We start from the raw sequence: 25,771 nt of genomic DNA on the forward strand, positions 1-25,771 counted from the left end.
ATTCGGGAGATGAGGTCACCATGCGCATGCCCGACCGACCGTCCGCCTTCACCAGCGACTCTGCCCGCGACAGGTACTACGCCGTCTATGACCGGGTGCTCGGCGAGCTGTGGCCGGTGCCGGTGGACGCCATCGACGTGGAGACCCGCATCGGCAGCGTGCGGATCCACCGGGCCGGGCCCGCCGAGGGGGATCCCGTGGTCCTCCTGGCCGGTGCGGGCGGGAACTCGCTGGCCTGGTACCGCTACATCGAGCCGCTGGCTCGCACGCGCCCGGTTCTCGCCGTCGACCCGCTCGGCGAGCCGGGCCGCTCGGTCCAGAGGCGGCCGCTCGCGACCGGCGCCGAGGTCGGCGGCTGGATCACCGACGTACTGGCCGCGGTCGGGGCCGAGCGCGCGCACCTGGCGGGTTTCTCTTCCGGCGGCTGGGCCGCGGTGGAACAGCAACTCGGCGGGGGCGGCCGGGTCGCGGCGCTGACGCTGGTGGACCCGGGCGGCTTCGCGCCGTTGCCCAGGCGATTCGTCCGGTGGGCCCTCGCCGGCGCCATCGCCTCCACGCTTCCCCGTACGTTGCGACACCGCATGGCCGGCGTCGTGGACAACGGGGTGTTGCGCGAGGACGGGCTGTTGGAGCTGATGCGGGTCGGCTGGTCCTTCCGCCGGCGTGTGCCCATCCCGCCCGCCTACACCGACGAGCGGATACGCGAGGTGTCCGTGCCCGTGCAGGTGCTGCTGGGCGAACGCAGCGCACTGCTCGACGCGCCGGCGCTGGCCGCGCGGCTGACCGGCATCGCGCCGTCCTGGCGCGTGGAGATCGTGCCCGGCACCGGACATTCGCTGCCCGTCGAGGCTCCGGACCTGGTCGCCGAGCGGATCCTCACCTTTCCCCGCCAGGCGCGGCCTGAGACCATAACGCCGAAACACAGCACGAACAACAGCTAGGAAACGGGCATGCCCCGACAGGTGGACCATGACGAGCGGCGGCGCCAGTTGACCGAGGCGCTGCTGCGCATCGCCGGCACCCGCGGCCTGCGGGCGGTGTCGATGCGTGAGATCGCCGCCGAGGCCGGGGTCTCGCTGCGCGTCGTCCAGTACTACTTCACGAACAAGCAGGCCCTGCTTGAGTCCGGCCTCACCGAGCTGGGTGCCCGCATGGACCACCGGTTGAAGCAGCGGGTCGCCGCCATGGGCGAGCTGACGTCACGAGACGTTTTCGCCGCCGTCCTCGGCACGATCCTGCCCTTCGACGAACAGAGCAAGTCGGACTCCATGGCCTGGACCGCCTACTACACCGCCGCCCTCACCGACCCGACGCTCGCCGCGGTCGGACTCACCCTGCCCAACGCACTGGAAAACCTCCTCACCGTACGGCTGACCGCCGCGCAGCAGGCCGGGGACATCGCCTCCGATCGTGACCCGCGTACCGAGGTCGCCGGTCTTCTGGCTCTCGCCAACGGACTGACCTCCAGCGTCCTCAGCCGGCAACGCAGCCATGAAGCCGCCACCAAGATCGTCGACTACCACCTGGACCGCCTGTTCGGACCGGCAACGGCTTGACCCGGCGGGACCACCGCGGTTGAGGGGCGTAAGCCGAGGCTTCGGGGACCGTTCTCAGATCGCGGACAGGTTCGTGGCGATGTCCGCCGCCGACGTGTTCCGGGCCCGGTTCCAGGAGGTGCCGGCCCACAGGTGCGGTGTCTCGGCGTCCCCGCCGGCCGCCGCGGCGCGGCGCAGTGGCGCGGTCAGGTGGTGGAGCTGCGGATAGGCCGCGGGTGCCAGGCCGGAGTACTCCGTCATGAACCGGTTGACCAGGCCGCGCGCCGGACGACCGGTGAAGGCCCTGGTGACGGCGGTACGGGTGAAGCGGGGATCGGTCAGCGCCGCACGATGGACCTCGCCGGTGCCGCTCTCCGGGCAGAGCAGGAAGGCGGTGCCCGCCGCGGCCGCGACCGCTCCCGCGGACAGGACCCGGGAGACGTCGGCGGCCGAGGCGACACCTCCGGCCGCGATCAGGGGAAGCCGTGACACCTCCCGTACCCGGGACAGCAGGCGCTCCAGGCTCATCGCCTCGGCGTCCGCGTTGGTGAACGACCCGCGGTGGCCGCCCGCCTCCTCCCCCTGGACGCACAGCACGTCGGCGGCCGAGGCCAGCCGCGCCTCGGCCGCCGAGGTGACCGTGACCATCACGGTGGTCCCCTCGCGGCGGAACGCCTGGATCAGCTCGTCCTCCGGGCAGCCGAACGTGAAGCTCACCACGGCGGGTGGATCCGCCAGCAGATCCGCGACCTTGGCCGGGAAGTCGTCGTCGCCCCCGCGCGGGACTCCCAGGGTGGCGCTCAGCCGCCGGGCCTCCCCCTCGATGACCTTCGCGTAGGCCTCGATCTCGGCCTGGTCGACGTCGTCGGCCGTGGGCATGAACACGTTCACCCCGAACGGGCGGGACGTGAGCTCGCGCGTCCGCTCGATCTCCTGGCGCGTCTGCGCGGCCGTCTTGTAACCGGCCGCGAGGAAGCCCAGCCCTCCGGCTTCGGAGACGGCCGCGGCCAGCCGGGGCGTGGACGCCCCACCGGCCATGGGAGCCTGCACGACCGGCAGCCCGAACGGCCACGACCACGGCACCGGATCGGACATCGGCTCCTCCTTCCCGGCACCCTCGTGGCCTGACCACCGGCGCCGCGACGGTGAACGGGACCGGACGGCCACACGACGGGCGGTGTCCCCGTTCGATCCCCGAAAGCCTATGCCTCCGCCCGGTGCCGCCTCGCTCCGGGTCAGGCTTCCGGTGACGCTCCGTCAGGAGCTTCGAACCCCGCGGACCGGTTCGGGGTCGGGGGTGTCGACGAGGAGCTTGGCGACGGCGTCGCCGATGTCGGCGGGGTCCCAGCGGGCGCCCCGGTCGGCGCGGGGGCCGTGCCGCCAGCCGTCGGCGAGGGAGATGGCGCCGCCCTCGACCTCGAAGACCCTGCCGGTGACGTGCCGGGATCCGGCCGAGCCGAGCCAGGCCACCAGCGGCGCGATGTTGGCCGGGTGCGTGACGTCGAAGCCCCCCTCGGGCCCGGCCTCGGCGTCGAAGCCGTCCGCCGGTCCGGCCGGTGCCGTCTCTCCGGTCATCCGGGTGCGGGCGGCCGGGACGATCGTGTTCACCGTGACGCCGTAGTGGCCGAGCTCCGCCGCGGCGACCTGGCCGAGTGCCACGACGCCCGCCGTGGCCGCGGAGTGGTTGCCCTGGCCGACGCCGCCGAACAGCCCCGCCCCTGAGGAGGTGTTGATCACCCGGGCGTCCACGGGGCCACCCGCCTCCGACCGCTCCCGCCAGTGGGCGGCCGCGTGCCGCAGCGGCAGGAAGTGGCCCTTGAGATGGACCCGGATCACGTCGTCCCACTCCTGCTCGGTCATCGAGACCAGCATCCGGTCGCGGACGAACCCGGCGTTGTTCACCAGGATGTCCAGCCGCCCGAAGGCGCTCAGCGCCGTCTTGACCAGGCGGGCCGCGCCACCCCACTCGGTGACGTCGTCGCTGCTGGCCACGGCCCGGCCACCCAGGTCGCGGATCTCCTCGACCACCTCCAGGGCTGGGCCCGCGGAACGCCCGTCGCCCTCGCGGCCGGTGCCGAGGTCGTTGACCACGACCCTCGCTCCCTGCCTGGCGAACTCCAGGGCGTGCTCCCTGCCGATGCCGCGACCGGCGCCGGTCACGATCGCCACCCGCCCGTCACAGATCCCGCCCATGCCGGGGCCCCTTTCGCCGTGATCAGGCAGAGTTTCCCGTTTGTTCACCTTTCATGTCTAGATGCGGCCTTGTATCGGTACGGCGACGCCGCGAGGGGCTTCGAGGCGTCAGATCACGGTGAGGCCCCGGCCGGCGAGGATCAGGGCGGCCTGGGTGGAGCTGACGACCGCTCCGCGCAGCGACCGGAGCCGGGTGTCGTCGACCTCACCGAGGTCGGCGCCGCGCAGGTCCGCCTTGGTGAAGACCGTCTCGACGACCCGGGCGCCGATCATGCGGCAGTCGTCGAACACGGTCTTGGTGAAGTCGCAGCCCGACAGGTTGGCGTCGTCGAAGCGGACGCCCCGCAGGTGAAGGCCCCGGAACGAGCAGCCGGTGAGGTCGGCCAGCGCCAGGTTGGAGCCCTCGAACCGGTAGCCGGTGCCCCGGCAGGCGGACAGCACCGCGCCGATCATGCGGCAGCCGGTGAAGGTGGCGTCGGTGAGCAGGGCCAGCTCGAAACGCGCGCCCGACAGGTCGACGTCGGTGAAGGTCGCGTCGACGAGCTCGGCGTTCGCGAACCTGAGCCCCGCTCCCCCGCCACCGGAGAAACGCGCCCCGTCCAGGTCCGCACGGCGGAAGTCGGCCCGCTCCAGCACGCACCTCTCGAACGAGGCCTCCACCAGCGACGCCCCGGTGAGGTCGGCGCCGGTGAGATCGCACTCCCTGAACACGTAGGGCCCGTCACCGGTCAGATGATCACCGAGCGAGAGCCCCGACAGATCGACCCCGTGGATCTCGCGCTGGTCCGCCAGCAACTGTGCCGCATCCATCCCGCGATTCAAGCAGCCCGCCCCGACAGAATCCCGGCCGCGTCCCGGCTCCCTACTCCGGAGAACCGCCGTCCCCCGGAGTACGGCGTCGCGAAGAACCTCTGCGCCCCGGAAGACCGCCGTACTCCCGGAAGACCGCCGTACGCCGGGCACCGGGCGGGGCGCGCCCGGTCAGGCGGTGCCCGTGTCCCCGGCGAGGAGCTCGGCGGCGGCCTGGCCGCAGACGCGGGCGGCCCCGTGTGTGGCGATGTGGACGGCGCCGAGGTCGGAGCGGCCGGGCAGTCCCATCTCGACCACGACGGCGTCGGCGCGGGCGGCCAGCAGGTGCCGGAGCGCGTCGGCCTGCCAGGCGTGGCGGTGCGCGTCGCGGACGACGACGACCAGGGGACGTTCGGACGCCGCGGCGAGCACGGCCTCGACGGCGCCTCCGGTGGCCGTGGAGGCGGCCAGCCGGGTGACCGTGGTGCCAGGGAGGAGCTTGCCGAGCGGCTCGCCGACGCCCCAGGGGGTGTCCTTCTCGATGGCGAGGTTCATCTCGGGGGCGAGCTCGACGACGTGCGGCGGGGCGGGCAGGGGGAACACCGCGGCCGCGGAGCGGCGGGTGACCCGCAGCGCCCGCCGGGCGGCGGCCAGGCCGATCGACGGGGTCCCTGGACCACCGGAGGCGCCGGATCCCGGGAGCGCGCCCCGGTGGGCGGTCGTGGTCCAGAGGGCGAGCTCGCAGACGCGCCGGGAGGCGTCGGCGAGCCGTTCCTCGGAGAGCCTGCCTTCGATCACGGCGTCCACGATCGCGTCGCGGATCCCGATCGCGGTCTCCTCCCCCGCGTGCTCGCCGCCCACGCAGATCGCGTCGGCCCCCGCGGCGACGGCGAGGACCGAGGCCCCGCCGATGCCGTACGGGCCGGAGACGGCGGCCATCTCGATGCCGTCGGTGACGATGACGCCCTCGAAGCCCAGCTCGACCCTGAGCAGGTCGTGCAGGACCGGGCGGCTGAGGGTGGCGGGCATCGCGGGGTCCAGGGCGGAGACGAGCAGGTGCCCGGTCATGACCGTGCGCACCCCCTGCTCGACGGCCGCTCGGAAGGGCCGTAGCGCCACGTCGCGCAGCGCGCCGGCGGGAGCGGCGACGAGCGGCACGCCGTGGTGGGAGTCGACCGAGGTGTCGCCGTGGCCGGGGAAGTGCTTGGCGCAGGCGGCCACCCCCGCCGACTGCATCCCCCGGATCCAGGCGGCGGTGTGCCGGGCGACGAGGTCGGGGTCCGCGCCGAAGGAGCGCAGGCCGATGACCGGGTTGTCGGGGTTGGAGTTCACGTCGGCCGAGGGCGCGAAGTTGAGGTTGACGCCCGCCCTGGCCAGGTCGCGGCCGAGGTCGGCGGCGAGTTCCTCGGTGAGGCCGGTGTCGTCGACCACGCCGAGGGCGAAGTTGCCGGGCCGGGTGCTCCCGCCCGCGGCCTCCAGGCGGGTGACCTCACCCGACTCCTCGTCGATGCCGACCAGGACCTGAGGGTTCTCCTCCCGGAGCGCGGCCGTGAGATCGGCCACCTGGGAGGGGGTGGCGATGTTCCTGGAGAAGAGCACCACCCCGGCCAGCCCGTCGCCGAGCCGGCGTCGGATCCAGTCGGGCGGGGACTTGCCCTCGAAGCCGGGAAAGACCACCGTCTCCGCCAGGCGGAGCAGCTCTGGGCCGCGCTTCATTCACCCCTCCTCGCCTGACGGCCGGTCGGCGTTCCTGCCGAAGACGCGCAGGCACCACGTTGTACCGGACCCCTGGGGAAAGCGCTCCCACAGCGGCTTTGCGCAAATCTAATAGGAAAGTTTCCTAATTGCTAGTGGGCTGACCATAGGCCTTTGACTAAGGATTTTGCGGATCGGGACGATGGACGAGTTCGAGGTCCGCTGATACGGAGCCGGGAACGACAGCCGTCCGCGTACGACGAGACCGGCCGCCACCCACGTGGAGAACCGAATCCCCCGACGACAGCCGGCGACATCGGCGAATCCGCCCGCACGACAAGAAGACGTCCGCGAATTCCCACACGCGATCAGAAGACGGCGGCGAATCCGTGCGCGCGACAGGAGACGCCGGTGAGTCCGGCCGTACGACACCGGACGCGGAGCCTCGTCCCCGCGCGGGCCGTCCGCCCTCCGGTACGGGCCCCGCTCCCGGCGGCCCACCGGGCACGGACCACGCCGGCGGCGCGGCCCGCCCCCTTCCGTCGTCCGTCCCGCGGTCGCGGCAAGCATTTGGCAAGGGCTCGGAACGGGAGTGAGCTGGCGCGTTCCGGTGAACAAGCGATTGCGCAAGGGCTCATAATGGGGGCGTGAACACGCGAAAGAACTCCGGCGGCGCGACCACGACCCCGGTCAAACGCCAGGGCGGGACCAGGCGCGCGGCCACATCCGGCCCCGCCTCGGAGCGCCGCGACCATCTCGTCAAACTCGCCGCCGAGCTCTTCGCCCGCAAGGGCTTCCAGGCGACCACCGTCCGGGAGATCGCGGAGGAGGCCGGAATCCTGTCCGGGAGCCTCTACCACCACTTCGACTCCAAGGAGACGATCGTCGACGAGGTGCTGACCACCTTCCTCGACGACCTCGTCGGCCGTTACCGCACCGCCCTGGACCAGAACGGCGACCCCCGCACGATCCTCTCAGAGATGGTGCGCATCGGGTTCAGCACGCTGGAGCCGCACCGCGCGGCGATCACCGTCATGCAGAACGACTGGAACTATCTGAGGTCGCTGCCCGGCGACCGCTTCGACTACCTGGTCAAGGCCGAGGACGAGGTCGAGCGCATGTGGGTCGAGCAGATCAGGCTCGGCCAGGCCGACGGCCTGTTCCGGGCCGACGTCGACCCCAAGCTCACCTACCGCATGATCCGCGACACCATCTGGGTGGCGGTGCGCTGGTTCCGTCCCGGGGGCCGTCTCAACACCACCGGCCTCGCCGAGCACTACATCACCGTCCTGTTCGACGGCCTGGCGACCGGCGAGCGGAGTAGCCAGAAAGCATGACGCCAGCGGAACCCGGCGCGGCGAGCGGCGCGGCCTGTGAGAATCAAGCGTCCGCGAAGCGAACGGGAAGTGGTGGGCGAGCATGGAGATACTGCAGAAGGCCGTGCGAATGGCGCTCACCGACGTGGCCGACCCCGCCAAGGCCCCGGTCATGCAGGCCTACATGAAGTCGTCGATGCCGTTCCTCGGCGTGCAGGCCGCGCCCCGCCGCGCCGCGCTGAAGCGGGTCTTCGCCGACTACCCCGTCGACACGGCGCCCGCGTGGCGGGAGGCGACGCTGGCCCTGTGGCGCGGGGCCGAATACCGCGAGGAGCGCTACGCGGCGATCGAGCTGACCGGCTTCCGCCTCTATCGCGTCTACCAGACGCTCGACGCGCTCCCGGCGTACGAGGAGATGATCGTCACCGGAGCCTGGTGGGACTACGTCGACGAGCTCGCCGTCCACCGCGTCGGCGGCCTGCTCGCGACCTTCCCCGACACCATGCGCCCCCTCATGCTCCGCTGGGCCCGCGGCACCGACCTGTGGAAGCGCCGCACGGCCATCCTCAGCCAGAACCGCTTCAAGTCCGCCACCGACACCGGCCTGCTGTACGCCTGCATCGAGCCGAGCCTGTCCGACAACGACTTCTTCGCCCGCAAGGCGATCGGCTGGGCCCTGCGCGAGTATGCCAAGACGAACCCCGGCGAGGTCGTCCGCTACGTCGACCACACCCGCATCAGCGGCCTGAGCCGCCGCGAGGCCCTGAAGAACCTCCCGACCCGATGACCCGGGAACCTGCCCATACCCGGGCATGCCAGCCTTGCGGCAACTCCGACGATCGTCATTCGCGGAGCGGCTTCTACGGGAAGAGGTCGAGTCGTGACACGAGACGCTCACAGAAGTCGATGATGTCGGCGGTCCATGTGGTCGCCTCGTCGAGTTCGTCGCCGGTCACCGCCTCGCTGGGCTGGCCGGAGTATTCGAGAACGTTCCTTCTGCGCCGCTTCGAGCATCGACTCGGCCATGTGATCGGCCAGAGGAACCCGCTGGAGCTCACGATTGTCGAGAAGCTTGCGGATCGTGGCTTCGCCGATGGTCCACTGCACTGCCGATCTCCCTCTCGACCTCCACGACGACCGTCGGCCCGTTCGCGATCTCGCGGAGCAGGCCTTCGCCGCCAGATTCCCACGCGGATACGCTCCGTAACACGGGATTCACGGAAACACCCAGACGGCGCTCGGCTCGCTCCGCCGCGTCGTAGACGTCCCCCCGGGATGGCGAGCCGACGACCAGGAGGTCCACGTCGTTGGGTTGCGGGCCGGGCCGGCCGTGATAGCGCGCGGCCCAGGAGCCGAAGATGACAAGCCGTTCGACCTCGGACACCGACGCGAACTCCTCCGAGATGATCGCGGGAGGACCGAAGGTGACGGCCAGCAGTTGCGCCAGCGGCCGTGAGGCGGCGGTCTCGGTGTTGGCCCTGACGAGCCGCGCCCTGCCGATCTTGCGTTCCCGAAGAAGACCGGCGCGCACGAGACGATGAACCTCACGCTGGACCGTGGGAAGAGGGGAACCGAGGGCCTCGGCCAGATCGGTGATCGTGGATTCCTCGTCGGCGGCCAGGAACAGGCGAGCCAGAAGTCGCGCCTGAAGTCGTGACCGGAAGATGGGCATGAGCTCGGGAGCCAACGCTCTCATATAGCTGACGATAACTCTCGTTATTCGAGAACATCAACGACGTCGGCAGGGAGGGCCCCGGCGGGGTGGGGTGCCGCCGGGACCCGGGAGGGTTAGCTGATCTTGAAGGGGTCCCCGTAGACCTTCCAGGACAGCGGAGTGTTGAGGTCGAGGTTGCCGTTGTTGAGGAAGACCCGCTGGGCGGTGTCGACCCGGCTGGTGTCCTCGTGGGCCTCCTCGGCCTTCATCGCGACCTTGCGGGCGTCGAGGAAGGCGTGGAGATACTTCGTCTCGTCACCGCCCTGCGCCGGGGGCTTCGCCTTCTTCAGGGCGTTCTTGCGGATCGCGCCGAAGCTCTGCGGGTCGGTGCCCCCGCCGTGCATGACGATGGCGTCGTAGTAGGCGAACTGCCCCAGGGCGCGCAGGCCGTCCTTCTTCGCCTGGCTGACCGCCGGGTTGAAGTAGACCCGGTCGCGCTCCTCGTTCTGGGCCTGCTGGAAGACCGTGTCCTTGGCCGCGGTGGCCCAGTCCTTGGTGTAATTCGGGTCGAGGCCGTTGTGGGAGGCGGTGCCGTCGACCTTGCGCAGGGCGGGAAGATACTTGGCGAGCACGTTCCCCGGCTTGAGCTGGGTGTAGCGCTCGACGAGGTCGAGCATGTCCCCGGTGCCGGAGCAGAAGCCGATGATCCCGGCGGTGTAGCCGCGGCCGTCCTTGATGTCCTCGATGTACTTGTACTGCGCCTTCCAGTCCAGCGAGGAGTTCTCGGCGCTGGACACCAGCTGCATGGCGATGTCCTTCTTGCGCGGGTCGGTGAGGTCGACCGCCGCCGAGAACGCCGAGGACGCTGAGGACGCCGAGAACGCTGAGGACGCTGAGGACGCTGAGGACGCCGAGGACACGGACAGCGCGGCGGGCGCCACCGCGGGCCCGGCCGCGGAGGAGGCGGGAGAGAGCGTGGCGGCGTGCCCGGCACCGGCGGGGGCGATCAGGGCCGGGACGGCGACCGCGGCCGAGGCCAGCAGGAGGCGCGGGGCACGGCGGCCGGAGCGGGGGTTCGGCGAGAAGGACACGTGTCTCTCCAGGGAAGGGGATGGAGGAACGCCCGGAGGCTTGCACGGAGGGGGTTCAGTGCGAGCTCTCCGGGTGACGAACAGCAGGAACCGGACAATCGGAGGAGTGATCCCGGTTGCGGGAACCCACCCTCCTCGTTAGGAAACCTTCCTAACGAACTTACCCCCCACCACTCCCCGCCCGTCAACCCGTTCGCGCCGATCGAACCTGAAGGCGGCCTTAGGAGAGGCTCAAGCGACCCCGAACGGAAACACCCGACGCGCGGGAAGGCGACCATCGGGTGCCGGAGAACTCCGCACGTCACGAGGGCTGTCGGTGTTCCGCGCCGCCGTCAGCGGGTCACGGTGACCACGATCTTGCCGAACCGGGCGCCGGACTCCATGTGCCGGTGCGCCCCCACGACGTCCTCCAGCGGGAACAGGCGGTCCACCACCGGGCGGAAAACCCCGGCGCGCAGGCCCGAGACCACGAACGCCTCGGCCCGGCGGAGCCTCCGGGGGTCCTTCGTGGTCTCCGGCACCGTGTAGGTGCGCACGTTGAGGGCGGGCATGCCCAGGTCGAATCCCGGGTACGGCGTCGGCCGCCCGCTCAGCGCCCCGTACAGGAGGAGCGTGCCGCCCGGGGCCACCGCCCGCGCCAGGTCGGTCACGCCCGGCCCGGCGACGGCGTCGAAGACGTGCCCGGCCCCCCTGCCGCCGGTCAGGGCCAGCAACCTGGCCGGTACGTCCTCCTCGTCGGAGACGACCACCTCGGCCGCGCCCTCCTCCAGCAGCCGTTCCCGCTTGGCGCGGGTACGGGTGACGGCGATCGGCGTCGCCCCCACCCGGTTCGCCGTGTGGATCGCGGCCAGGCCGACGCCGCTGGAGGCGGCGTTCAGCGCCACCACGTCACCCGCCCCCATGCCGCCCACCTCCACCAGCGCGCCGTACGCGGTGAGATAGGACATCCACACGGCGGCACCGGACACCGCGTCCACCCCGTCGGGCCGGTGCAGGAGCGCGGCCGCGGGAACGATCGCCCGCTCGGCGTAGACGCCGTAGTCGTTCTGCGAGAACGCCGGCACGCTGCTGACCGGCTGCCCCTCGGCGAACCCGCTCACCCCCGGACCGACCGCCTCGACCACCCCGGCCGCCTCGGCGCCGAGCCTGCCCGGGAGCCGCTTCACCGGCTCGATGTACTCGTCGCGGCGGAACAGCGCCTCCGCCCTGTTCACCCCGATCGCCTCGACCCTGATACGCACCTCGCCCGGTCCCGGCTCGCCCGTCTCCAGGTCCTCCAGCCGCATCACCTCGGGCCCGCCGATCTCGTGGAACCGCACGGTTCTCGCCATGCCACCGTCCTTCGCTCGTCGTGAACGAGATCAACTGTCACGCAGAAGTACGATCGCTGTCAAACTTTGATGGCGGTCGTACTATGGGTCCATGGGACGTACGCCGCCACATCCGCAGGTGTCGCAGTTCGATCTCCAGCAGGTGCTGGAGGCCCTCGTCGATCCGGTGCGCCGGAGCGTCGTCGCGCAGCTCGGCGCCGCCGCCGAGGACATCAGGTGCGGTGACTTCGACATGCCCGTCAGCAAGTCCACCGCCACCCACCACTTCAGGGTGCTGCGCGAGGCGGGCCTGATCCGGCAGTACTACGTCGGGACCTCGCGGATGAACGCCCTCCGCCGCGCCGAGATGGACGAGGCGTTCCCCGGCCTGCTCGACGCCCTCACGCGGTCCGGGAAGAACACCGTCCTCCCCGCCCGACCTACTTGAGCGCGCCCGCGGTGAGGCCCTTCTGGATCTGACTCTGGAAGAGCGTGTAGACGATCAGCATCGGCAGGATGGCCATGCTCAGCGCGGCGAACAGGGCCGACCAGTCGGCGTCGTAGCCCGCGGCCGTGGAGATGTCGGCGATGCCCTGGGTGAGCACCCATTTGTCCCGGTCGGAGTTGAGCAGCACCAGGGGCAGCTGGTACTGGTTCCACTGGCCGAGCACGTTGAAGATGGTCACGCTGACGATGCCCGGCTTCGCCATCGGGAGCATGATCTGGAAGAACACCCTGGCGTGCGAGGCCCCGTCCACGAAGGCAGCCTCGGCCACCGCCCCCGGCAGCGTCCTGAAGAAGGCCGCGAGGAAGAAGACGGTGAAGGGCAGCGAGTACGCGATGTAGACCAGCACCAGCCCGCCGTGCGTGTTCAGCCCGATGAACGGGCCGATCACCGGGACCGCCCCCATGTTCTGCACGACGAAGAACAGCGGGGTCAGCGCCAGATAGACCGGGAAGGCGAGGCCCGAGACGAACAGCAGATAGATCGACCGGTTGCCCCGGAAGCGGTAGCGGGCCAGCACGTACGCGGCCATCGAGCCGAACAGCATCGTGCCGAAGGTGCCGAAGGCCACCACGACGATGCTGTTGATCATGTACTGGCCGATGTGCGCCTGCTCCCAGGCGCGGGCCCAGTTGTCGACGCGGAGGGAGGCGGGCAGCGACCAGGCGTCGCCGAAGATCTCGTCCTCGCTCTTCACCGACGCGAGGAACGTCCAGACGATCGGCACGACCACCAGGACCGTCCAGACCAGCAGCGCGACGTGTGTCAGGACCGACAGGGGCCCCAGGCGCCTCCTGCGCTCCTCGCGGGCGAGGGCCCTGCTCCGGGGAATCACGACGTCCGCCACTAGAACTCGATCCGCTCACGCCGCGACAGGCGCAGGGCCAGCGCCGCGAACCCGATGGTGAAGAAGAACAGCACCACGCCCATCGCGGAGGCGTAGCCGAACTTGAAGTACTGGAAGGCGGTGCGGTAGATCTCCGCCGCCATCACGGTCGTGGAGTGGTCGGGGCCGCCGTGCTCGGCCGTCATCACCCACACGATGGCGAAGACGTCCAGCGCCGCGATGCCGAGATAGACCCAGCCGACCTGGATGGTGTCCCACAGCAGCGGCAGCGTGACCCGCAGGAACAGCTGCGGCCCCCCGGCGCCGTCGATCGCCGCCGCCTCGAACAGGTCGCGCGGGATGGAGGCGATGCCCGCCGAGAAGAGCACGACGTAGAAGCCGACCGCCTGCCAGACCAGTACGGCGAGGATCGACCAGAACGCGACGTCGGTGCTGGACAGGAACCCGACCGGCTCGAACCCCAGCGCGATGAGCGGCGCGTTGAGCATGCCGCTGCGGTCGGGCCTGAAGACCTGCTGGAACAGGACCGCGACCACGGCGACGGCCAGCACCTGGGGGAAGAAGAACACCACGCGGTAGAACTTCGACCCCCAGATGCCCCCGGTGCCGCCCCGCCCGCCCGCGTTGAGCAGGAAGGCGAAGAGGAGCGCGATCCCCAGCGTGAGGACCGGCATCAGGATCAGCAGGACGAGGTTGTGCCTGACCGCCTGCCAGAACACGTTGTCGGCCAGCAGCCGCTGGAAGTTCTCCAGGCCCACGAGGCGCGGGCTCGCGTTCACCCCGCGCCAGTCGGTGAACGCGATGTAGAAGGCCTGCGCGTAGGGCGCGATCACGTAGATCAGGTAGAGCGCCACCGGGATCGCGAGGAATCCCGTGACGAACCGTGTCCTGCCGTGGTTCATCGCCGCTCGCCGTTCCCTCGATGGCGTGTCCTGCCGTGGTTCATCTCGGCTTACCGTTCCCTCGGTGGCGCGCCGCCGCCCATCGGCGCCGTCCCGCCGCGCCCTGTGTACGACGTGCCCCGTGTACGACGTGCCGCCGTCACCGGCTGAACTTCTTCACCGAGGAGTCCTTCTTGATGGCGTCGGCCTTGGCCTGCGCGCGCTCCGCCCACTGGTCGACGGTGAGCTTGCCCGCCATGAGCTGCCCGGTCGCGGCGGCCACCTCGTCGTGCAGCTCGACGTACCACTTGCGGAACAGGAACCAGACGGCGTTGTCGCCCGCCGCCGCCAGCGCGGCCGAGGCGCTCTTCAGGCCGGGCTTGAGCGTGCGGCCCTCGTCGGCGCCCTTGACGACCGTGAGCGTGGAGACCAGCTCCATGAACTTGCCCGCCCCCTCCTTGGAGAGCATGGCGCGCATGTACTCCAGGCCCGCGCGGGGGTTGGCCGACTTCGCCGGGACGACGTACTCCTCCCCCGGCTGGGCGTGCAGGGTGCCGTACGGCAGGGCGTCGGAGGAGCCGAAGTCGGGGAGCGCGAACATCGCGTAGCCGAAGTCGGCCGGGGTGGAGTCCTTCTGCTCGTTCTCCAGCCAGGAGCCGCAGGGCAGCATCGCGACCTGGCCCTTGTTGTGCGCCGTCTGGGTCTGCACGTGGTCGAGCCCCGCGGTGCCCTGCAGCAGGTACTTCGACCCGATCTCGACGAAGGCCTCCGCGGCCTGCCGCACCGGCTCGGCCTTCCACGCGCCGTCCTGGAGGTTGTCGACGTCCTTCAGCACGTCCTTGCCGCCGATCTTCGCGGCGAGCGTGAGGATGGCCTCGTAGATGTAGAACGGGTGCTTGCCCGCGTAGGTGAAGGGCGCCATCTTGCCCGACTTCTTGATGGTCTCGCACAGCGCCAGGAAGTCGGCCCAGGTCTTGGGGACCTGCCAGCCCTCGGCCTCGAAGAGTTTCCGCGAGTACCAGATGCCCCAGACGGTGTTGGCGTAGTTGAGGACGTACGGCTTGCCGTCGTAGCTGCCCAGCTCGATCGCGTTCGGGTCGATCGTGTCGCGTACCTTGACGGCGGGGTCGTCCCAGCTCGGCGCGTCGTACAGCGGCGTGAGGTCGGCGAGCTGGCCGTCCTGGACCAGGGCGCCGAAGTCCATCGCGTTGGCGCCGGAGTTGTTGACGAACTCCGGCGGGTCGCCACCGGCGAAGCGCGGCTGGAGGGTCTTGGCGACCTCCTTGGTGGCGTTGTGCTTGATCTCCAGCTTGGGGTGCTTGGCCCTGAGCAGCGGCTCGTGGACGTCCGTGGCGTAGGCGTCGCCGAAACCGCCGTCGAAGATCCAGACCTCCAGGGGCCTGTCCTCGGCGAAGCCGAGCGGGTTGGCCGCGCTGGTGGCCCCGACGACGGGCGCGGAGGACGCGGCGCCGCCGTTGCCCGCCGGGGTGGCGCACGCGGACAGGACCGGCAGGGTGAGACCGGCCAGGGCCGCGCTGCGCAGGAGCTCGCGCCTGGATAGCTGGGTCATGCTTCCTCCTGGGAGTGGCCTGTGGGTGAGAGGTGGCCTGGAAGTGGAAGGCGGCCTGGGAGTGAGAGGTGGCCCGGGACCGGAGGGCGGCCTGCGGGTGGAAGGCGGTGGTCAGGCACCTCGCCGGATCCTTCCGGCGTAGCGGTTCTCAAGAGCGCGGTTGTGCTCGTCGCCGCCGGTCACGTTGGCGGAGCGGTAGATCGGCGGGGTCAGGCCCGCCTCGGTCAGGCCGCGCACCACCTCGGCCACGACCATCTGGGCCAGCAGCGCCGAGGTGATCGTGGACACCGCCCCGAACGTGCCGCCGTCCTGGAGCGGGAGGACCGCGTCACCGTACGGGGCGCGGTTGTCGAGCACCACGTCGGCGAGGTCGAGCAGCTTGCGGCCGGAGGGGTGGCGGGAGGTCATCGCGGTGCTGTGCCGCACCGACGTGAGGGCGATCAGGTCGTGCCCGCGCTCCTTGACGATCGAGGCCAGCTCGACCACCGACCCGTTCACCCCGGAACTGGAGATCAGCACGAACACGTCCCCCGGCCGGACGGGAGCCAGGTCGTAGATCCGCCGGGCGACCGAGGGGTCGCGCTCCAGCTCTCCGGCCGGGCCGAGGAGGATCTCGGCCGGGGCGCCCCCGTACAGGACGATGTCGCGCAGGGCGAGGCGGTTGCCGGGCACCAGGCCGCCCGCGCGCCCGGCGATCTCCATCGCGATCGCCTCGGAGTGGCCGGAGCCGAACGCCTGGATCACGCCGCCGCCGCTCAGGGACTCGACGATCAGCGCCGCCGCCTCCCCCACCGCGGCCGCCTGGGTCCTGGACACCTCGTCCACCAGGGCCTTGACCTCGTGAACGTACTCGGAAGCCCCGATCTCCACGGTCAGCTCCTCTCCACGCGATGGCTCTCCAGAGCCCGGATCGTCAGCTCGAAGGCCTCGTTGGTCTGCTCGTAGGTGCGCTGCGCGACCGCGACGTAGACGGTGTCGAGGACGAAGAGCTGGGAGTGGACGGCGGCCAGGCCGCCCAGCCTGAAGGTGGTCTCGCGGCTCGCGGTGGTCAGCACCAGGTCGGACAGCTCGGCCAGCGGGGAGCGGGCGAAGGAGGTGACCGCGACGGTGAGCGCGCCCCGGTCCCCGGCCTCGCCGAGGGACTCCAGCACCTCGCGGGTGCGCCCCTGGTGGGAGATGCCGATCGCGACGTCGCCCTCGCCGAGCAGCGCGGCGTCGGCGAGCGCCTCGTGCGCGTCGGCGTGGCTCCAGCAGGGGACCCGGATCCGGCGCAGCCGCCCGCCCATCATCACGGCCACCGCCCCGCTGGTGGAGACCCCGAAGATGAGGACGCGGCGGGCCGCGACGACGGCCTCGGCGACCGTGGTGACGGTGCCCGCGTCCAGCTGGGCCGCCGTCTCCTGGATGAGCCGGGAGTCGGCGGCGGCCATCACGCCGATCGCCGCGTCGAGCGGATCGGTGGGGCCGATCTCGTGGCCCACCCCCGCGTCCCAGTTGGCCTGCGCGGCGCGCCCGTTCTCGGTGGCCAGCGCGACCCGCAGCCCGGCGTACCCGGCGAAGCCGAACACCCGGCAGAAGCGGGTCACCGTGGCGGGTGAGCTGCCGCTCCGCTCGGCCAGCGTGATGATCGTGGAGCGCGCCGCCTCCGCGGGGTCGGCCAGGATCGCCTCCCCCACCCGGCGCAGGGCCTCGGGCAGCGCGGGCGTCTCGGTCTGTATGCGTCCGAGCGCGCCTGCGGCCACAAGTATTCCTTTCATCGGGAGCCATCTGGGTGAAAATTATTCTCAAGTCAAGCTCGCGTCAAGGCGGTCCAGGGCACAATTGAGGGCACAACGCCTACGGCGTCGGGGCTTCGGGAAAAAATTCCGACAACCTTCGGCGCCGTTCGAGCGTCGTTTCTAACAGAGGTTCCAGAAAAGGAGCCGCCCGACGGAGGCGAACCCCACGATGACTCCACGTCCGGCCGACACGCCGCACCAGGTTTCCGGCGCGCACGTCCACGACGAGCTGGCCGCCAGGCGCGCCCGGCGCGCCAGGGACCAGAGACTGCGCAACGACCCGCACATCCGGCTGCTGGAGCGCGAGCACGGCGTCCGCTTCACCGTCGAGGAGCTCCAGGCGGCGGACCGGCAGGCCCAGGAGCTGCTGGCGCCGCTCCGCCAGGAGCAGCCCCTCGACGAGGAGACCCGCTCCCTGCAGCTGCTCGTCTGGCGCCGCCTGGGCCCGAGGGGGTTCCAGGGGTTCATGCAGGAGCTGGAGGAGATGGAGGCCGAGCTGGCCAGGGCCAGGCACGACGGCTGGGGCGACATCGGCTAGACCTCCCCCGCTCCGGCGGGCCCCCGTACGTTCTCCACCCCGGCAGGCCCTCGTGCCCGCGCGCACGCCGTCGCGGTCTCACCCGATCACGGTGACGCGGCCATCCCCCAGGCGAGCGATCGATCGCTTTCGTGCGCGGTAAAGTGGAGGGAGATCCACTTTCACGCGTTAGGCCACCATGCTCCATCAGCGACTCCAGCCCTCCATGCCGTACGCCGCCCTGGTCTTCGACTGCGACGGGACCCTCGCCGACACCGCCGCCGCCAACGAGAGCGCCTGGCGGACCGCGCTGGCCGGATGGCAGGTGGACCTAGACCCCGCCTGGTACCGATCCCGCACCGGCCTGTCCGCCGACCGCCTGCTGGCCGAGCTGGAGACCGAGACCGGGGCCGAGCTCGACTACCGGGCCGTACAGGCGGCGGCACTGGACGCCTACCAGTGGCTGATCCCCACCATCACCCCGCACGAGACGGTGAGCGCGGTCGCCGAGGCGCACCGGGGGCGGGTGCCGATGGCCGTGGCCTCGGGAGGCGCCCGCCAGGCCGTGGAGGAGACCCTGCGCGTCACCGGCCTGCTCCCCCTCTTCGACACCGTGGTCACCAGGGACGACGTCCGCTACGGCAAGCCGGCCCCCGACGTCTACCTCCTCGCGGCGCGCCGCCTCGGCGTCGCCCCGCACGCGTGCGTCGCCTACGAGGACACCGACGAGGGGGTGGCGTCCGCCCTCGCCGCCGGGATGACCGTCATCGACGTCCGCCCCTCACTCCGCTAGAGCCCCTCTCCGGAACGTTCTCGGCGGCGGCCCGGGGGCGGCCCGCGCATTGGCTACCTGTACTATCCAATGATGCGGATATCCGAGCTCAGCGCCGCATCGGGCGTGCCCATCCCGACGATCAAGTACTACCTGCGCGAGGGCATGCTCCCCGCCGGGGAGCAGACCTCGGCCACCAGGGCGCGGTACGGCGAGGACCACCTGCGCAGGCTGCGGCTGATCCGGGCGCTGCTGGAGGTCGGGCGGCTGTCCATCGCCGCCATCGGCAAGGTGATGGCGGCCATCGACGACGAGAGCCTGAACCTGCACCACGTGCTCGGCACCGCGCAGTACGCCATGGCCCCCGCGGTCGAGCCGCACGCGTCCGGCGACGAGTGGGCCCGCGCCCGCGCCGAGGCCGACGCCATGATCGCCGATCTCGGCTGGCGGGTGGATCCCGGCGCCCCGGCCCGCGACGAGCTGGCCCAGGCCGTCCTCACCCTCGGCCGGCTCGGCATGCCCGCCGACAGCGCGGCCCTGCGGCCCTACGCCGACGCCGCCCTGCGGCTCGTGACCGAACACGAGATCGGCACCATCCCGCTCGACGGCCCCCGCGAGGCGGCGGTCGAGGCCATGGTCCTCGGCACCGTCGTGCACGGCAGGGTGCTCGACGTCATGCGGAGGCTCGCCCACGAGTCGGTCTCGGCCCGTGTCTTCGGCACTCCCTAACCAACATGGGACGAATGGGATTAAAGCACCCCAGAGCAATAATCGGTTTCCTCTGTGACGGATGTCTCAATCGTTCCAATCGTCCCGTGAAATGGCAGCTCACAGCCATGAAACGAGGGTGTGCGGATTTCAATACGGCCACTGCCTGCCCATATAGGGCTGGGTAACACTCTGTTCACACACGGGCAACAGTTGCGAAATCGCGACTTGCGAATCTTTGAGAGCAGCAGATCCCTCCATCCTCAAGGACTCCGCCGATGACCTTCAAGGCTGAATACATCTGGATCGACGGCACCCAGCCGACCGCCAAGCTTCGTTCCAAGACCAGGGTGATGGCGGACGGCGCGGAGCTCCCGATCTGGGGCTTCGACGGGTCCAGCACGAACCAGGCCGACGGCTCCTCCTCTGACCGGGTGCTCAAGCCGGTGTTCACCTGCCCGGACCCGATCCGCGGCGGCAGCAACGTGCTGGTGCTGTGCGAGGTGCTCAACATCGACATGAGCCCGCACGACAGCAACACCCGCGCCGCCCTCGTCGAGGTCGCCGAGAAGTACGCCGACCAGGAGTCCTGGTTCGGCATCGAGCAGGAGTACACCTTCTTCAAGGAGGGCCGCCCGCTCGGCTTCCCGATCGGCGGCTTCCCGGCCCCGCAGGGTGGCTACTACTGCGGCGTCGGCGCCGACGAGGTCTTCGGCCGCGAGATCGTCGAGAAGCACCTCGACTACTGCATCGAGGCGGGCCTGGCCATCTCCGGCATCAACGCCGAGGTCATGCCGGGTCAGTGGGAGTTCCAGATCGGCCCGGCCGGTCCCATCGAGGCCTCCGACCACATGTGGATCGCCCGCTGGCTGCTCTACCGCACCGCGGAGGACTTCAACGTCGGCGCCACCCTGGACGCCAAGCCGGTGAAGGGCGACTGGAACGGCGCGGGCGCGCACACCAACTTCTCCACCAAGGCGATGCGCGAGAAGTACGACCCGATCATCACCGCCTGCGAGGCCCTCGCCGCGAACGCCCTGGAGCACGTCAAGTACTACGGCGCCGGCATCGAGGACCGCCTCACCGGCCTGCACGAGACCGCCCCCTGGAACGAGTTCAGCTACGGCGTCTCCGACCGCGGCGCCTCGGTCCGCATCCCGTGGCAGGTCGAGGTGGAGAAGAAGGGGTACATCGAGGACCGGCGTCCGAACGCCAACGTCGACCCCTACCTGGTCACCCGCCTCATCGTGAACACCTGCTGCTCCGCTCTGGAGAAGGCCGACCAGGTCTGATCCGGACCGACAGACTCGAAGGCCGCGAACGCCCTGCCGGGGGCGTCCGCGGCCTTCGGCGTTCCGCCCTCCCCTTCCGGCCGCATGAGACCCATCCATCGAACAAGACGAGACGTTGCGACTCGCGGATGGTACATTCGGGCACGTGAAGACACCGAACCCGGCCCGGCGCAGCGAGCAGTCGCGCCAGGCCATCCTGAGCGCCGCCTTCGACCTGGTCGTCGAGTCCGGATACGCCAAGCTGACGGTGGAGGCGATCGCCGCCCGCGCGGGGGTGGGCAAGCAGACGATCTACCGCTGGTGGCCTTCCAAGGGCGCCGTGTTCGTCGACGCCGTCCTCGCCGTGACCGGGGACGAGAAGGGGCACTTCGCGCTGCCCGACACCGGCGACCTCGGGGCCGACCTGCGCGTCGTGCTGCGGGCCATCGTCGACGAGTACAACGACCCCAGGCTCGACACGATGAGCCGGGCGATGACCGTCGAGGCGCTGAACGACCCCGGGATCAACACCGAGATCACCGGACGGATCATGGGGCCACACCTGGAGGCGACCAGGGACCGGCTGCGCGGCGCCCAGCGGGCGGGCCAGGTGGCCGGGGACGCGGATCTGGACGTGGCCGTCGAGCTGCTGTACGGGCCCATCTACCACCGCTGGATGCTCCGCACCGCCCCCCTCACCCACGAGTACGCCGACATGGTCGTGGAGTTCGCCCTCAGGGCCCTGAGAGGGGTGTAGCGGCGACCGGGCGTCAGCCAGGCGCGGACCGGACATCGGTAAGTACGGACCCGGACGCCGGAAGCGCGGAGCGGACCGAAATTACCGGGCACGCCGTCCGCGCGGGACGGCCTCCGGCCGCCCGGCACGTCCCGGCAGGGGACCCCCGCCGGTCCGGGTGGGGCCCGTCCCGATCCGCCTCCGGCGCCGACTCGTCACCGGGCGTCTGAGCACGCACGATGAATCCGACGGACCAGAACAAAAGTAAAATGTTTCCACAGGGAGCGTTCCCTCGTTCCGTTCCCCCAGTTCCACGGGCCCGAACAAGTTCACGTCACGAAAATCCTACAAAACAGGTGCTTTAGGACAGCGCTAAACGGGTACCTCGCGCCGTACCATAACTGCGATGCGGGACGTAGTGGAGCAATTACAGCGCCTGGGCATGTCGGGCTACGAGGCCAAGGCTTACGTCACCCTGGTCGGTGCCGGACAGCCCCTCAACGGCTACGAGGTCGCCAAGCGTTCAGGCGTGCCGCGCAGCACGGTCTACGAGACGCTCGGCAAGCTGGTGGCCAAGGGGGCGGCCTACGAGCTGCGCGGCTCCGACGACGCCACCGACTACCTGCCGCTGCCGCCGCGATCCCTGCTGGAGCGGATGCGCAGGGAGTTCACCGACTCGATCGAGTCGCTGGAGGTCTCGCTGCCCGCGATCGTGGCGCCGCCCAAGGCGTACCTGATCCACAACCTCAAGGACGCCGGGGCGCTGCTCGCCCGCGCCGAGGACGTGGTGGCCGGGGCGCGGGGCGACCTGTTCCTGTCGATCTGGCCCGAGGAGATGGGGCTGCTCTCCCCGTTGGTCAGGCGGGCGGTCGAGCGCGGGGTAGAGACCTCCGTGATGCACTTCGGTGCGGCGCGGGAGCCGGTCGGCAACCTGTACGAGCACCGCTTCCCCGCCCCCGGCGCCCTTCCCGAGGGCGAGGGGGCCGCGAAGGAGAACCCGGACCACCGGCTGCTGGTCGTCGCGGGCGACCGGCGGGAGGCGCTGGTCGGCGGCTTCGCCGGGGGCACCGCGTGGGGCGTCTACACCGAGGACCCGGCCGTCGTCGCGATGGCGGTCGAGTACGTCAGGCAGGACATCGCCCTGCAGATCGTCGCCGGACGGGTCGGGCACGAGGCGATGCGCGAGATCTGGGCCACCGACCCCGACCTCAGGCGCTTCCTCGCCGACCGGGACCGCCCGGCCGCCCTGCTGCGCGCCGCCGGGGCACCCGGCCACCGCCCCTACGGTTCTCCCCCGTCCCCTGGGACCCCCGCACCCCACGACCACACCTGACAGATGCTTGGTTTAACACCGGTGTGACATCCTTCGTAGAGATTGTCTCCATATCGGATGTCTCCATCTCGGGGGAAGGCAGGACATGGAAAAACCGGTCATCATGACGGTCGACGACGATCCCGGCGTGTCCCGTTCCGTCGCCCGCGACCTGCGGCGGCGCTACGGCCACTCCTACCGCGTCGTCCGGGCCGACACAGCGGCCGACGGCATGGCCAGCGTCCGCGAGCTGCGGCTGCGGGGCGACGACGTGGCGGCGATCCTCGCCGACTACCGGATGCCCCAGATGAACGGCGTGGAGTTCCTGGAACAGGCCATGGACCTGTATCCGTACGCGCGCCGCGTGCTGCTGACCGCCTACGCCGACACCGAGGCCGCGATCCAGGCGATCAACGTGGTCGACCTCGACCACTACCTGCTCAAGCCGTGGGACCCGCCGGAGGAGAAGTTCTACCCGGTGCTGGACGCCCAGCTCGACGCCTGGCAGCGGACTGACCGGCGCGAATCCGACGAGCTGCGGGTGGTGGGCGCGCGCTGGTCGGCCCCTTCGTACGAGGTCAGGGACTTCCTGTCGCGCAACCAGGTGCCCTACCGCTGGATGCTGGCCGACTCCCCCGAGGGCGTCGAGCTGCTCGCGGCGGCCGGGGAGAAGGCGACCGGGGAGAAGGCGGCCGTCAGCCCGGCCAGGCTGCCGCTGGTCGTCACCGGCGACGGCACGAAGCTCGTCGCGCCGAACCCCTCGGAACTGGCCCAGGCCGTGGGGCTGTCCACCGCCCCGGCCACCGACTTCTACGACCTGATCGTGATCGGCGGCGGCCCCGGCGGGCTGGGCGCGGCGGTCTACGGCGCCTCCGAGGGGCTGCGCACCGTGATGGTCGAGCAGCACGCCTCCGGCGGGCAGGCGGGCCAGAGCTCCAGGATCGAGAACTACCTGGGCTTCCCCGACGGCGTCTCCGGCGCCCAGCTCGCCGACCGGGCGCGGCGCCAGGCCACCAAGTTCGGCGCCGAACTGCTCACCGCCCGCACGGTCACCAGCCTGGAGGTCAAGGGCCGGGCCCGGGTGGTCGGCTTCGCCGACGGCGGCACGATCGCCGCGCACACCGTCATCCTGGCCACCGGCGTCTCCTACCGGCGGCTGAACGCCCCCGGCCTCGACGACTTCATCGGCTCCGGCTGCTACTACGGCGCGGCCCTGACCGAGGCGCCCGAGTGCGCGAACCGCGACGTCTACATCGTCGGCGCCGCCAACTCGGCCGGCCAGAGCGCGGTCTACCTGTCGGGGTACGCCAGCAAGGTCCACCTGATCGTCAGGAGTGACGGGCTGGAGCGGACCATGTCGCACTACCTGATCGAGCAGATCTCGCGGATCCCGAACATCGAGGTGCACACCGAGACCGAGGTGGTCGGCGCCGAGGGCGAGGGCCACATGGAGCGGATCACGCTGAAGGGCCCCGAGGGCGAGCGCACGGTCGAGGCCGAGTGGCTGTTCGTCTTCATCGGCGCCCAGCCGATCACCGACTGGCTCGGCGAGGCCATCGAGCGCGACGAGAGAGGCTTCGTCCTCACCGGTCCCGACCTGACCGCCGACGAGAACAGGCCGCGCAACTGGCCGCTCCGGCGGGAGCCGTACCACCTGGAGACGAACGTGCCGGGGGTGTTCGCCGCGGGCGACGTCCGGGCCGACTCGATCAAGCGGGTCGCCTCGGCGGTCGGCGAGGGCGCGATGGCCGTGGCGCTCGTCCACCGCTACCTGGAGAAGACATGACCACTCCTGACGAGGTCCCTCGCGAAGCTCGCGAGGGAGGCCGCAAGACCGACATCGACGCGCTCCGCGGGCTGTTCCTCTTCGAGAAGCTCGACGACGACAAGCTCCGGTGGCTCGCGAAGCACGGGGACGAGGAGGAGTACGACGCGGGCGAGGCGATCATCAAGCAGGGTGATCCGGCCGACTGCTTCGCCGTGCTCGTCGACGGCGAGGTGGTGATGGTCACCGAGACCACCGCGGGGCCGGTCACGATGACCCCGACCTCGCAGCCCGGCGCCTACGGCGGCGCGGTCCTGGCCTACCTGGGCGACCGCGCCCCGGCCACCTACAGCCACTCGCTGCGCGCCACCAAGCCGACGCGCATGTTCATGCTCCCGGCCAGGAAGTACGGCCTGATCATGGCCGAGTGGTTCCCGATGGCGGTGCACCTGCTCGACGGGGCCCGCATCGGCGGGATGGCCCAGCGGGAGCTCGTCGACCGGCGGCAGCGGCTCACCGCGCTCGGCACGATCACCGCCGGGCTCACCCACGAGCTCAACAACCCGGCCGCGGCGGCCGTACGGGCCGTGGACGAGCTGCGGGAGAAGACGAAGACCTCGCGCAGGCGGCTCGCCGCGCTGGCCGAGGACGGCATCGAGCCCGAGCGGCTGCGCGCCCTGATCGACCTGCAGGAGGCGTGCGCCGCCAGCATCTCCGAGGCGCCGTCCCGCTCCCCGCTGCAGATCTCCGACGCCGAGGACGAGCTGGCCGACGCCCTGGAGGAGGCGGGGGTGGAGGACGCCTGGGAGATCGCCCCGCCGCTGGTGGCGGCCGGGTTCAAGGTCACCAAGATGGACAAGGTCCGCGAGGCGCTGGGCGAGCGCTACCTGGACGGGGCGATGCACTGGCTGTCGGAGGCCATCGAGATCACCCAGATGCTGAACGAGGTGACCGACGCGACCGAGCGGATCTCCTCCCTGATCGCCTCCGCCAAGCAGTACTCCCAGATGGACCGGGCGCCGTACCAGACGGTGGACGTGCGGGAGCTGCTGGACAGCACCCTCACCATGTTCCGCGGCAAGATCCCGCCGGGGATCACCATCGCCACCGACTACGACCCCGAGCTGCCGCCCATCCCCGCCTACGCGGGAGAGCTCAACCAGGTGTGGACCAACCTGATCCACAACGCGCTGGACGCGATGGCCGGAACCGGCGTCCTGACCGTCCGCACCCGGCTCGAACACGACACGATCGCGCTGATCGAGATCTGCGACACCGGCCCCGGCGTCCCCGAGGCCCTGCGCGAGCGGATCTTCGAGCCGTTCTTCACCACGAAGTCGGTCGGCGAGGGCACGGGGCTCGGCCTGGACATCTCCTTCCGCATCGTCGCCGGCCGTCACGGGGGCGACCTGCGCGTGGAGTCGGAACCGGGCGACACCCGCTTCGAGGTGCGCCTCCCCCTCACCGAGACAGCCGCTCCCGGCTGAGACCGGCGGCTGGAACCCCCCGTCCGAGGGCGGGAGGTT

The 25,771-nt window shown here is 70.8% G+C and carries 25 protein-coding genes; 13 read left to right on the forward strand and 12 right to left on the reverse strand.

The genetic code is table 11. The annotated features are described in order from the left end of the window. Positions 1–20 precede the first annotated feature (20 nt). Both ACSC1Q_RS23255 and ACSC1Q_RS23260 read left to right on the forward strand, forming a co-directional pair. A complete protein-coding gene (locus ACSC1Q_RS23255; RefSeq protein WP_436760805.1) occupies positions 21–941 on the forward strand; it encodes an alpha/beta fold hydrolase in 921 nt (306 codons plus the stop codon). 9 nt (positions 942–950) lie between these two features. Continuing rightward, positions 951–1,556 (forward strand): TetR/AcrR family transcriptional regulator, encoded by a 606-nt coding sequence (locus tag ACSC1Q_RS23260; RefSeq protein ID WP_436760806.1) that lies wholly within the window; start codon positions 951–953, stop codon positions 1,554–1,556. 54 nt (positions 1,557–1,610) lie between these two features. On the opposite strand, the gene ACSC1Q_RS23265 is transcribed toward ACSC1Q_RS23260, so the two are convergent. The 4 genes from ACSC1Q_RS23265 to ACSC1Q_RS23280 form a co-directional block, all read right to left on the reverse strand. Beyond that, positions 1,611–2,630 carry a nitronate monooxygenase gene (locus ACSC1Q_RS23265; protein WP_436760807.1) on the reverse strand — a complete coding sequence of 340 codons (1,020 nt, stop codon included), beginning with the start codon at positions 2,628–2,630 and terminating at the stop codon, positions 1,611–1,613. 162 nt (positions 2,631–2,792) lie between these two features. Next, on the reverse strand, positions 2,793–3,728 hold the full coding sequence (locus tag ACSC1Q_RS23270; protein WP_436760808.1) for an SDR family oxidoreductase: 936 nt from the start codon (positions 3,726–3,728) through the stop codon (positions 2,793–2,795). A 108-nt stretch (positions 3,729–3,836) separates the two neighbouring features. Beyond that, positions 3,837–4,538, reverse strand: coding sequence for a pentapeptide repeat-containing protein (locus ACSC1Q_RS23275; protein ID WP_436760809.1), 702 nt, complete (start codon positions 4,536–4,538; stop codon positions 3,837–3,839). Between the two features lie 171 nt (positions 4,539–4,709). After that, positions 4,710–6,233, reverse strand: a complete 1,524-nt coding sequence (locus ACSC1Q_RS23280; protein ID WP_436760810.1) for a glycoside hydrolase family 3 protein — start codon at positions 6,231–6,233, stop codon at positions 4,710–4,712. Positions 6,234–6,859: 626 nt separating this feature from the next. Between ACSC1Q_RS23280 and ACSC1Q_RS23285 the strand changes: the two genes are divergently transcribed. Together ACSC1Q_RS23285 and ACSC1Q_RS23290 are read left to right on the forward strand one after the other, a co-directional pair. Then, positions 6,860–7,549 (forward strand): TetR/AcrR family transcriptional regulator, encoded by a 690-nt coding sequence (locus ACSC1Q_RS23285; protein ID WP_436760811.1) that lies wholly within the window; start codon positions 6,860–6,862, stop codon positions 7,547–7,549. A gap of 82 nt (positions 7,550–7,631) precedes the next feature. Beyond that, complete coding sequence (locus ACSC1Q_RS23290; protein WP_436760812.1) at positions 7,632–8,315, forward strand: DNA alkylation repair protein; 684 nt, start codon at positions 7,632–7,634, stop codon at positions 8,313–8,315. A gap of 267 nt (positions 8,316–8,582) precedes the next feature. On the opposite strand, the gene ACSC1Q_RS23295 is transcribed toward ACSC1Q_RS23290, so the two are convergent. The 3 genes from ACSC1Q_RS23295 to ACSC1Q_RS23305 all read right to left on the reverse strand — a co-directional run bounded on the left by ACSC1Q_RS23295 (position 8,583) and on the right by ACSC1Q_RS23305 (position 11,604). Continuing rightward, positions 8,583–9,224: a helix-turn-helix domain-containing protein gene (locus tag ACSC1Q_RS23295; protein ID WP_436760813.1), complete on the reverse strand. Its 642-nt coding sequence runs from the start codon at positions 9,222–9,224 to the stop codon at positions 8,583–8,585. Between the two features lie 92 nt (positions 9,225–9,316). Further along, positions 9,317–10,273, reverse strand: a complete 957-nt coding sequence (locus ACSC1Q_RS23300; protein WP_436760814.1) for a chitosanase — start codon at positions 10,271–10,273, stop codon at positions 9,317–9,319. Between the two features lie 332 nt (positions 10,274–10,605). After that, positions 10,606–11,604 carry a zinc-dependent alcohol dehydrogenase family protein gene (locus tag ACSC1Q_RS23305; protein WP_436760815.1) on the reverse strand — a complete coding sequence of 333 codons (999 nt, stop codon included), beginning with the start codon at positions 11,602–11,604 and terminating at the stop codon, positions 10,606–10,608. Positions 11,605–11,695: 91 nt separating this feature from the next. On the opposite strand from ACSC1Q_RS23305, the gene ACSC1Q_RS23310 reads away from it, so the two are divergent. Continuing rightward, a complete protein-coding gene (locus tag ACSC1Q_RS23310) occupies positions 11,696–12,031 on the forward strand; it encodes an ArsR/SmtB family transcription factor (protein WP_436760816.1) in 336 nt (111 codons plus the stop codon). Here the strand turns inward: ACSC1Q_RS23310 and ACSC1Q_RS23315 are convergent. The 5 genes from ACSC1Q_RS23315 to ACSC1Q_RS23335 form a co-directional block, all read right to left on the reverse strand. Further along, complete coding sequence (locus tag ACSC1Q_RS23315; RefSeq protein ID WP_436760817.1) at positions 12,024–12,935, reverse strand: carbohydrate ABC transporter permease; 912 nt, start codon at positions 12,933–12,935, stop codon at positions 12,024–12,026. The two genes, ACSC1Q_RS23310 and ACSC1Q_RS23315, sit on opposite strands and share 8 nt — an antisense overlap. Further along, positions 12,935–13,837: a carbohydrate ABC transporter permease gene (locus ACSC1Q_RS23320; RefSeq protein WP_436760818.1), complete on the reverse strand. Its 903-nt coding sequence runs from the start codon at positions 13,835–13,837 to the stop codon at positions 12,935–12,937. The genes ACSC1Q_RS23315 and ACSC1Q_RS23320 overlap by 1 nt, the downstream gene beginning before the upstream one ends. A 139-nt stretch (positions 13,838–13,976) precedes the next feature. Further along, on the reverse strand, positions 13,977–15,386 hold the full coding sequence (gene ngcE, locus ACSC1Q_RS23325) for an N-acetylglucosamine/diacetylchitobiose ABC transporter substrate-binding protein (RefSeq protein ID WP_436760819.1): 1,410 nt from the start codon (positions 15,384–15,386) through the stop codon (positions 13,977–13,979). 111 nt (positions 15,387–15,497) lie between these two features. Continuing rightward, positions 15,498–16,256, reverse strand: a complete 759-nt coding sequence (locus ACSC1Q_RS23330; protein ID WP_436760820.1) for a sugar isomerase domain-containing protein — start codon at positions 16,254–16,256, stop codon at positions 15,498–15,500. Positions 16,257–16,258: 2 nt separating this feature from the next. Then, the gene (locus tag ACSC1Q_RS23335; RefSeq protein ID WP_436760821.1) at positions 16,259–17,128 is read right to left on the reverse strand and encodes a MurR/RpiR family transcriptional regulator; all 870 of its coding nucleotides are present in this window, start codon (positions 17,126–17,128) and stop codon (positions 16,259–16,261) included. Positions 17,129–17,333: 205 nt separating this feature from the next. Here ACSC1Q_RS23335 and ACSC1Q_RS23340 point away from each other — a divergent pair, with 205 nt between their 5' ends. The 8 genes from ACSC1Q_RS23340 (at position 17,334) to ACSC1Q_RS23375 (ending at position 25,732) form a co-directional block, all read left to right on the forward strand. Continuing rightward, positions 17,334–17,702 (forward strand): hypothetical protein, encoded by a 369-nt coding sequence (locus ACSC1Q_RS23340; RefSeq protein WP_436760822.1) that lies wholly within the window; start codon positions 17,334–17,336, stop codon positions 17,700–17,702. A gap of 178 nt (positions 17,703–17,880) precedes the next feature. After that, positions 17,881–18,474 (forward strand): HAD family hydrolase, encoded by a 594-nt coding sequence (locus ACSC1Q_RS23345; protein WP_436760823.1) that lies wholly within the window; start codon positions 17,881–17,883, stop codon positions 18,472–18,474. 72 nt (positions 18,475–18,546) lie between these two features. Continuing rightward, on the forward strand, positions 18,547–19,182 hold the full coding sequence (locus tag ACSC1Q_RS23350) for a MerR family transcriptional regulator (RefSeq protein ID WP_436760824.1): 636 nt from the start codon (positions 18,547–18,549) through the stop codon (positions 19,180–19,182). Between the two features lie 257 nt (positions 19,183–19,439). After that, positions 19,440–20,453, forward strand: coding sequence for a glutamine synthetase (gene glnII / locus ACSC1Q_RS23355; RefSeq protein ID WP_436760825.1), 1,014 nt, complete (start codon positions 19,440–19,442; stop codon positions 20,451–20,453). A gap of 145 nt (positions 20,454–20,598) precedes the next feature. Then, on the forward strand, positions 20,599–21,189 hold the full coding sequence (locus ACSC1Q_RS23360) for a TetR/AcrR family transcriptional regulator (RefSeq protein ID WP_436760826.1): 591 nt from the start codon (positions 20,599–20,601) through the stop codon (positions 21,187–21,189). 385 nt (positions 21,190–21,574) lie between these two features. Next, positions 21,575–22,501, forward strand: coding sequence for a TrmB family transcriptional regulator (locus ACSC1Q_RS23365; protein WP_436760827.1), 927 nt, complete (start codon positions 21,575–21,577; stop codon positions 22,499–22,501). An 85-nt stretch (positions 22,502–22,586) separates the two neighbouring features. Continuing rightward, positions 22,587–24,266 (forward strand): NAD(P)/FAD-dependent oxidoreductase, encoded by a 1,680-nt coding sequence (locus tag ACSC1Q_RS23370; RefSeq protein WP_436760828.1) that lies wholly within the window; start codon positions 22,587–22,589, stop codon positions 24,264–24,266. Then, a complete protein-coding gene (locus ACSC1Q_RS23375; RefSeq protein WP_436760829.1) occupies positions 24,263–25,732 on the forward strand; it encodes an ATP-binding protein in 1,470 nt (489 codons plus the stop codon). The genes ACSC1Q_RS23370 and ACSC1Q_RS23375 overlap by 4 nt, the downstream gene beginning before the upstream one ends. Positions 25,733–25,771 lie beyond the last annotated feature (39 nt).

Origin of the sequence: Streptosporangium heterodermiicola (genome assembly GCF_051390675.1) — a bacterium.
Lineage (GTDB): Bacteria > Actinomycetota > Actinomycetes > Streptosporangiales > Streptosporangiaceae > Streptosporangium.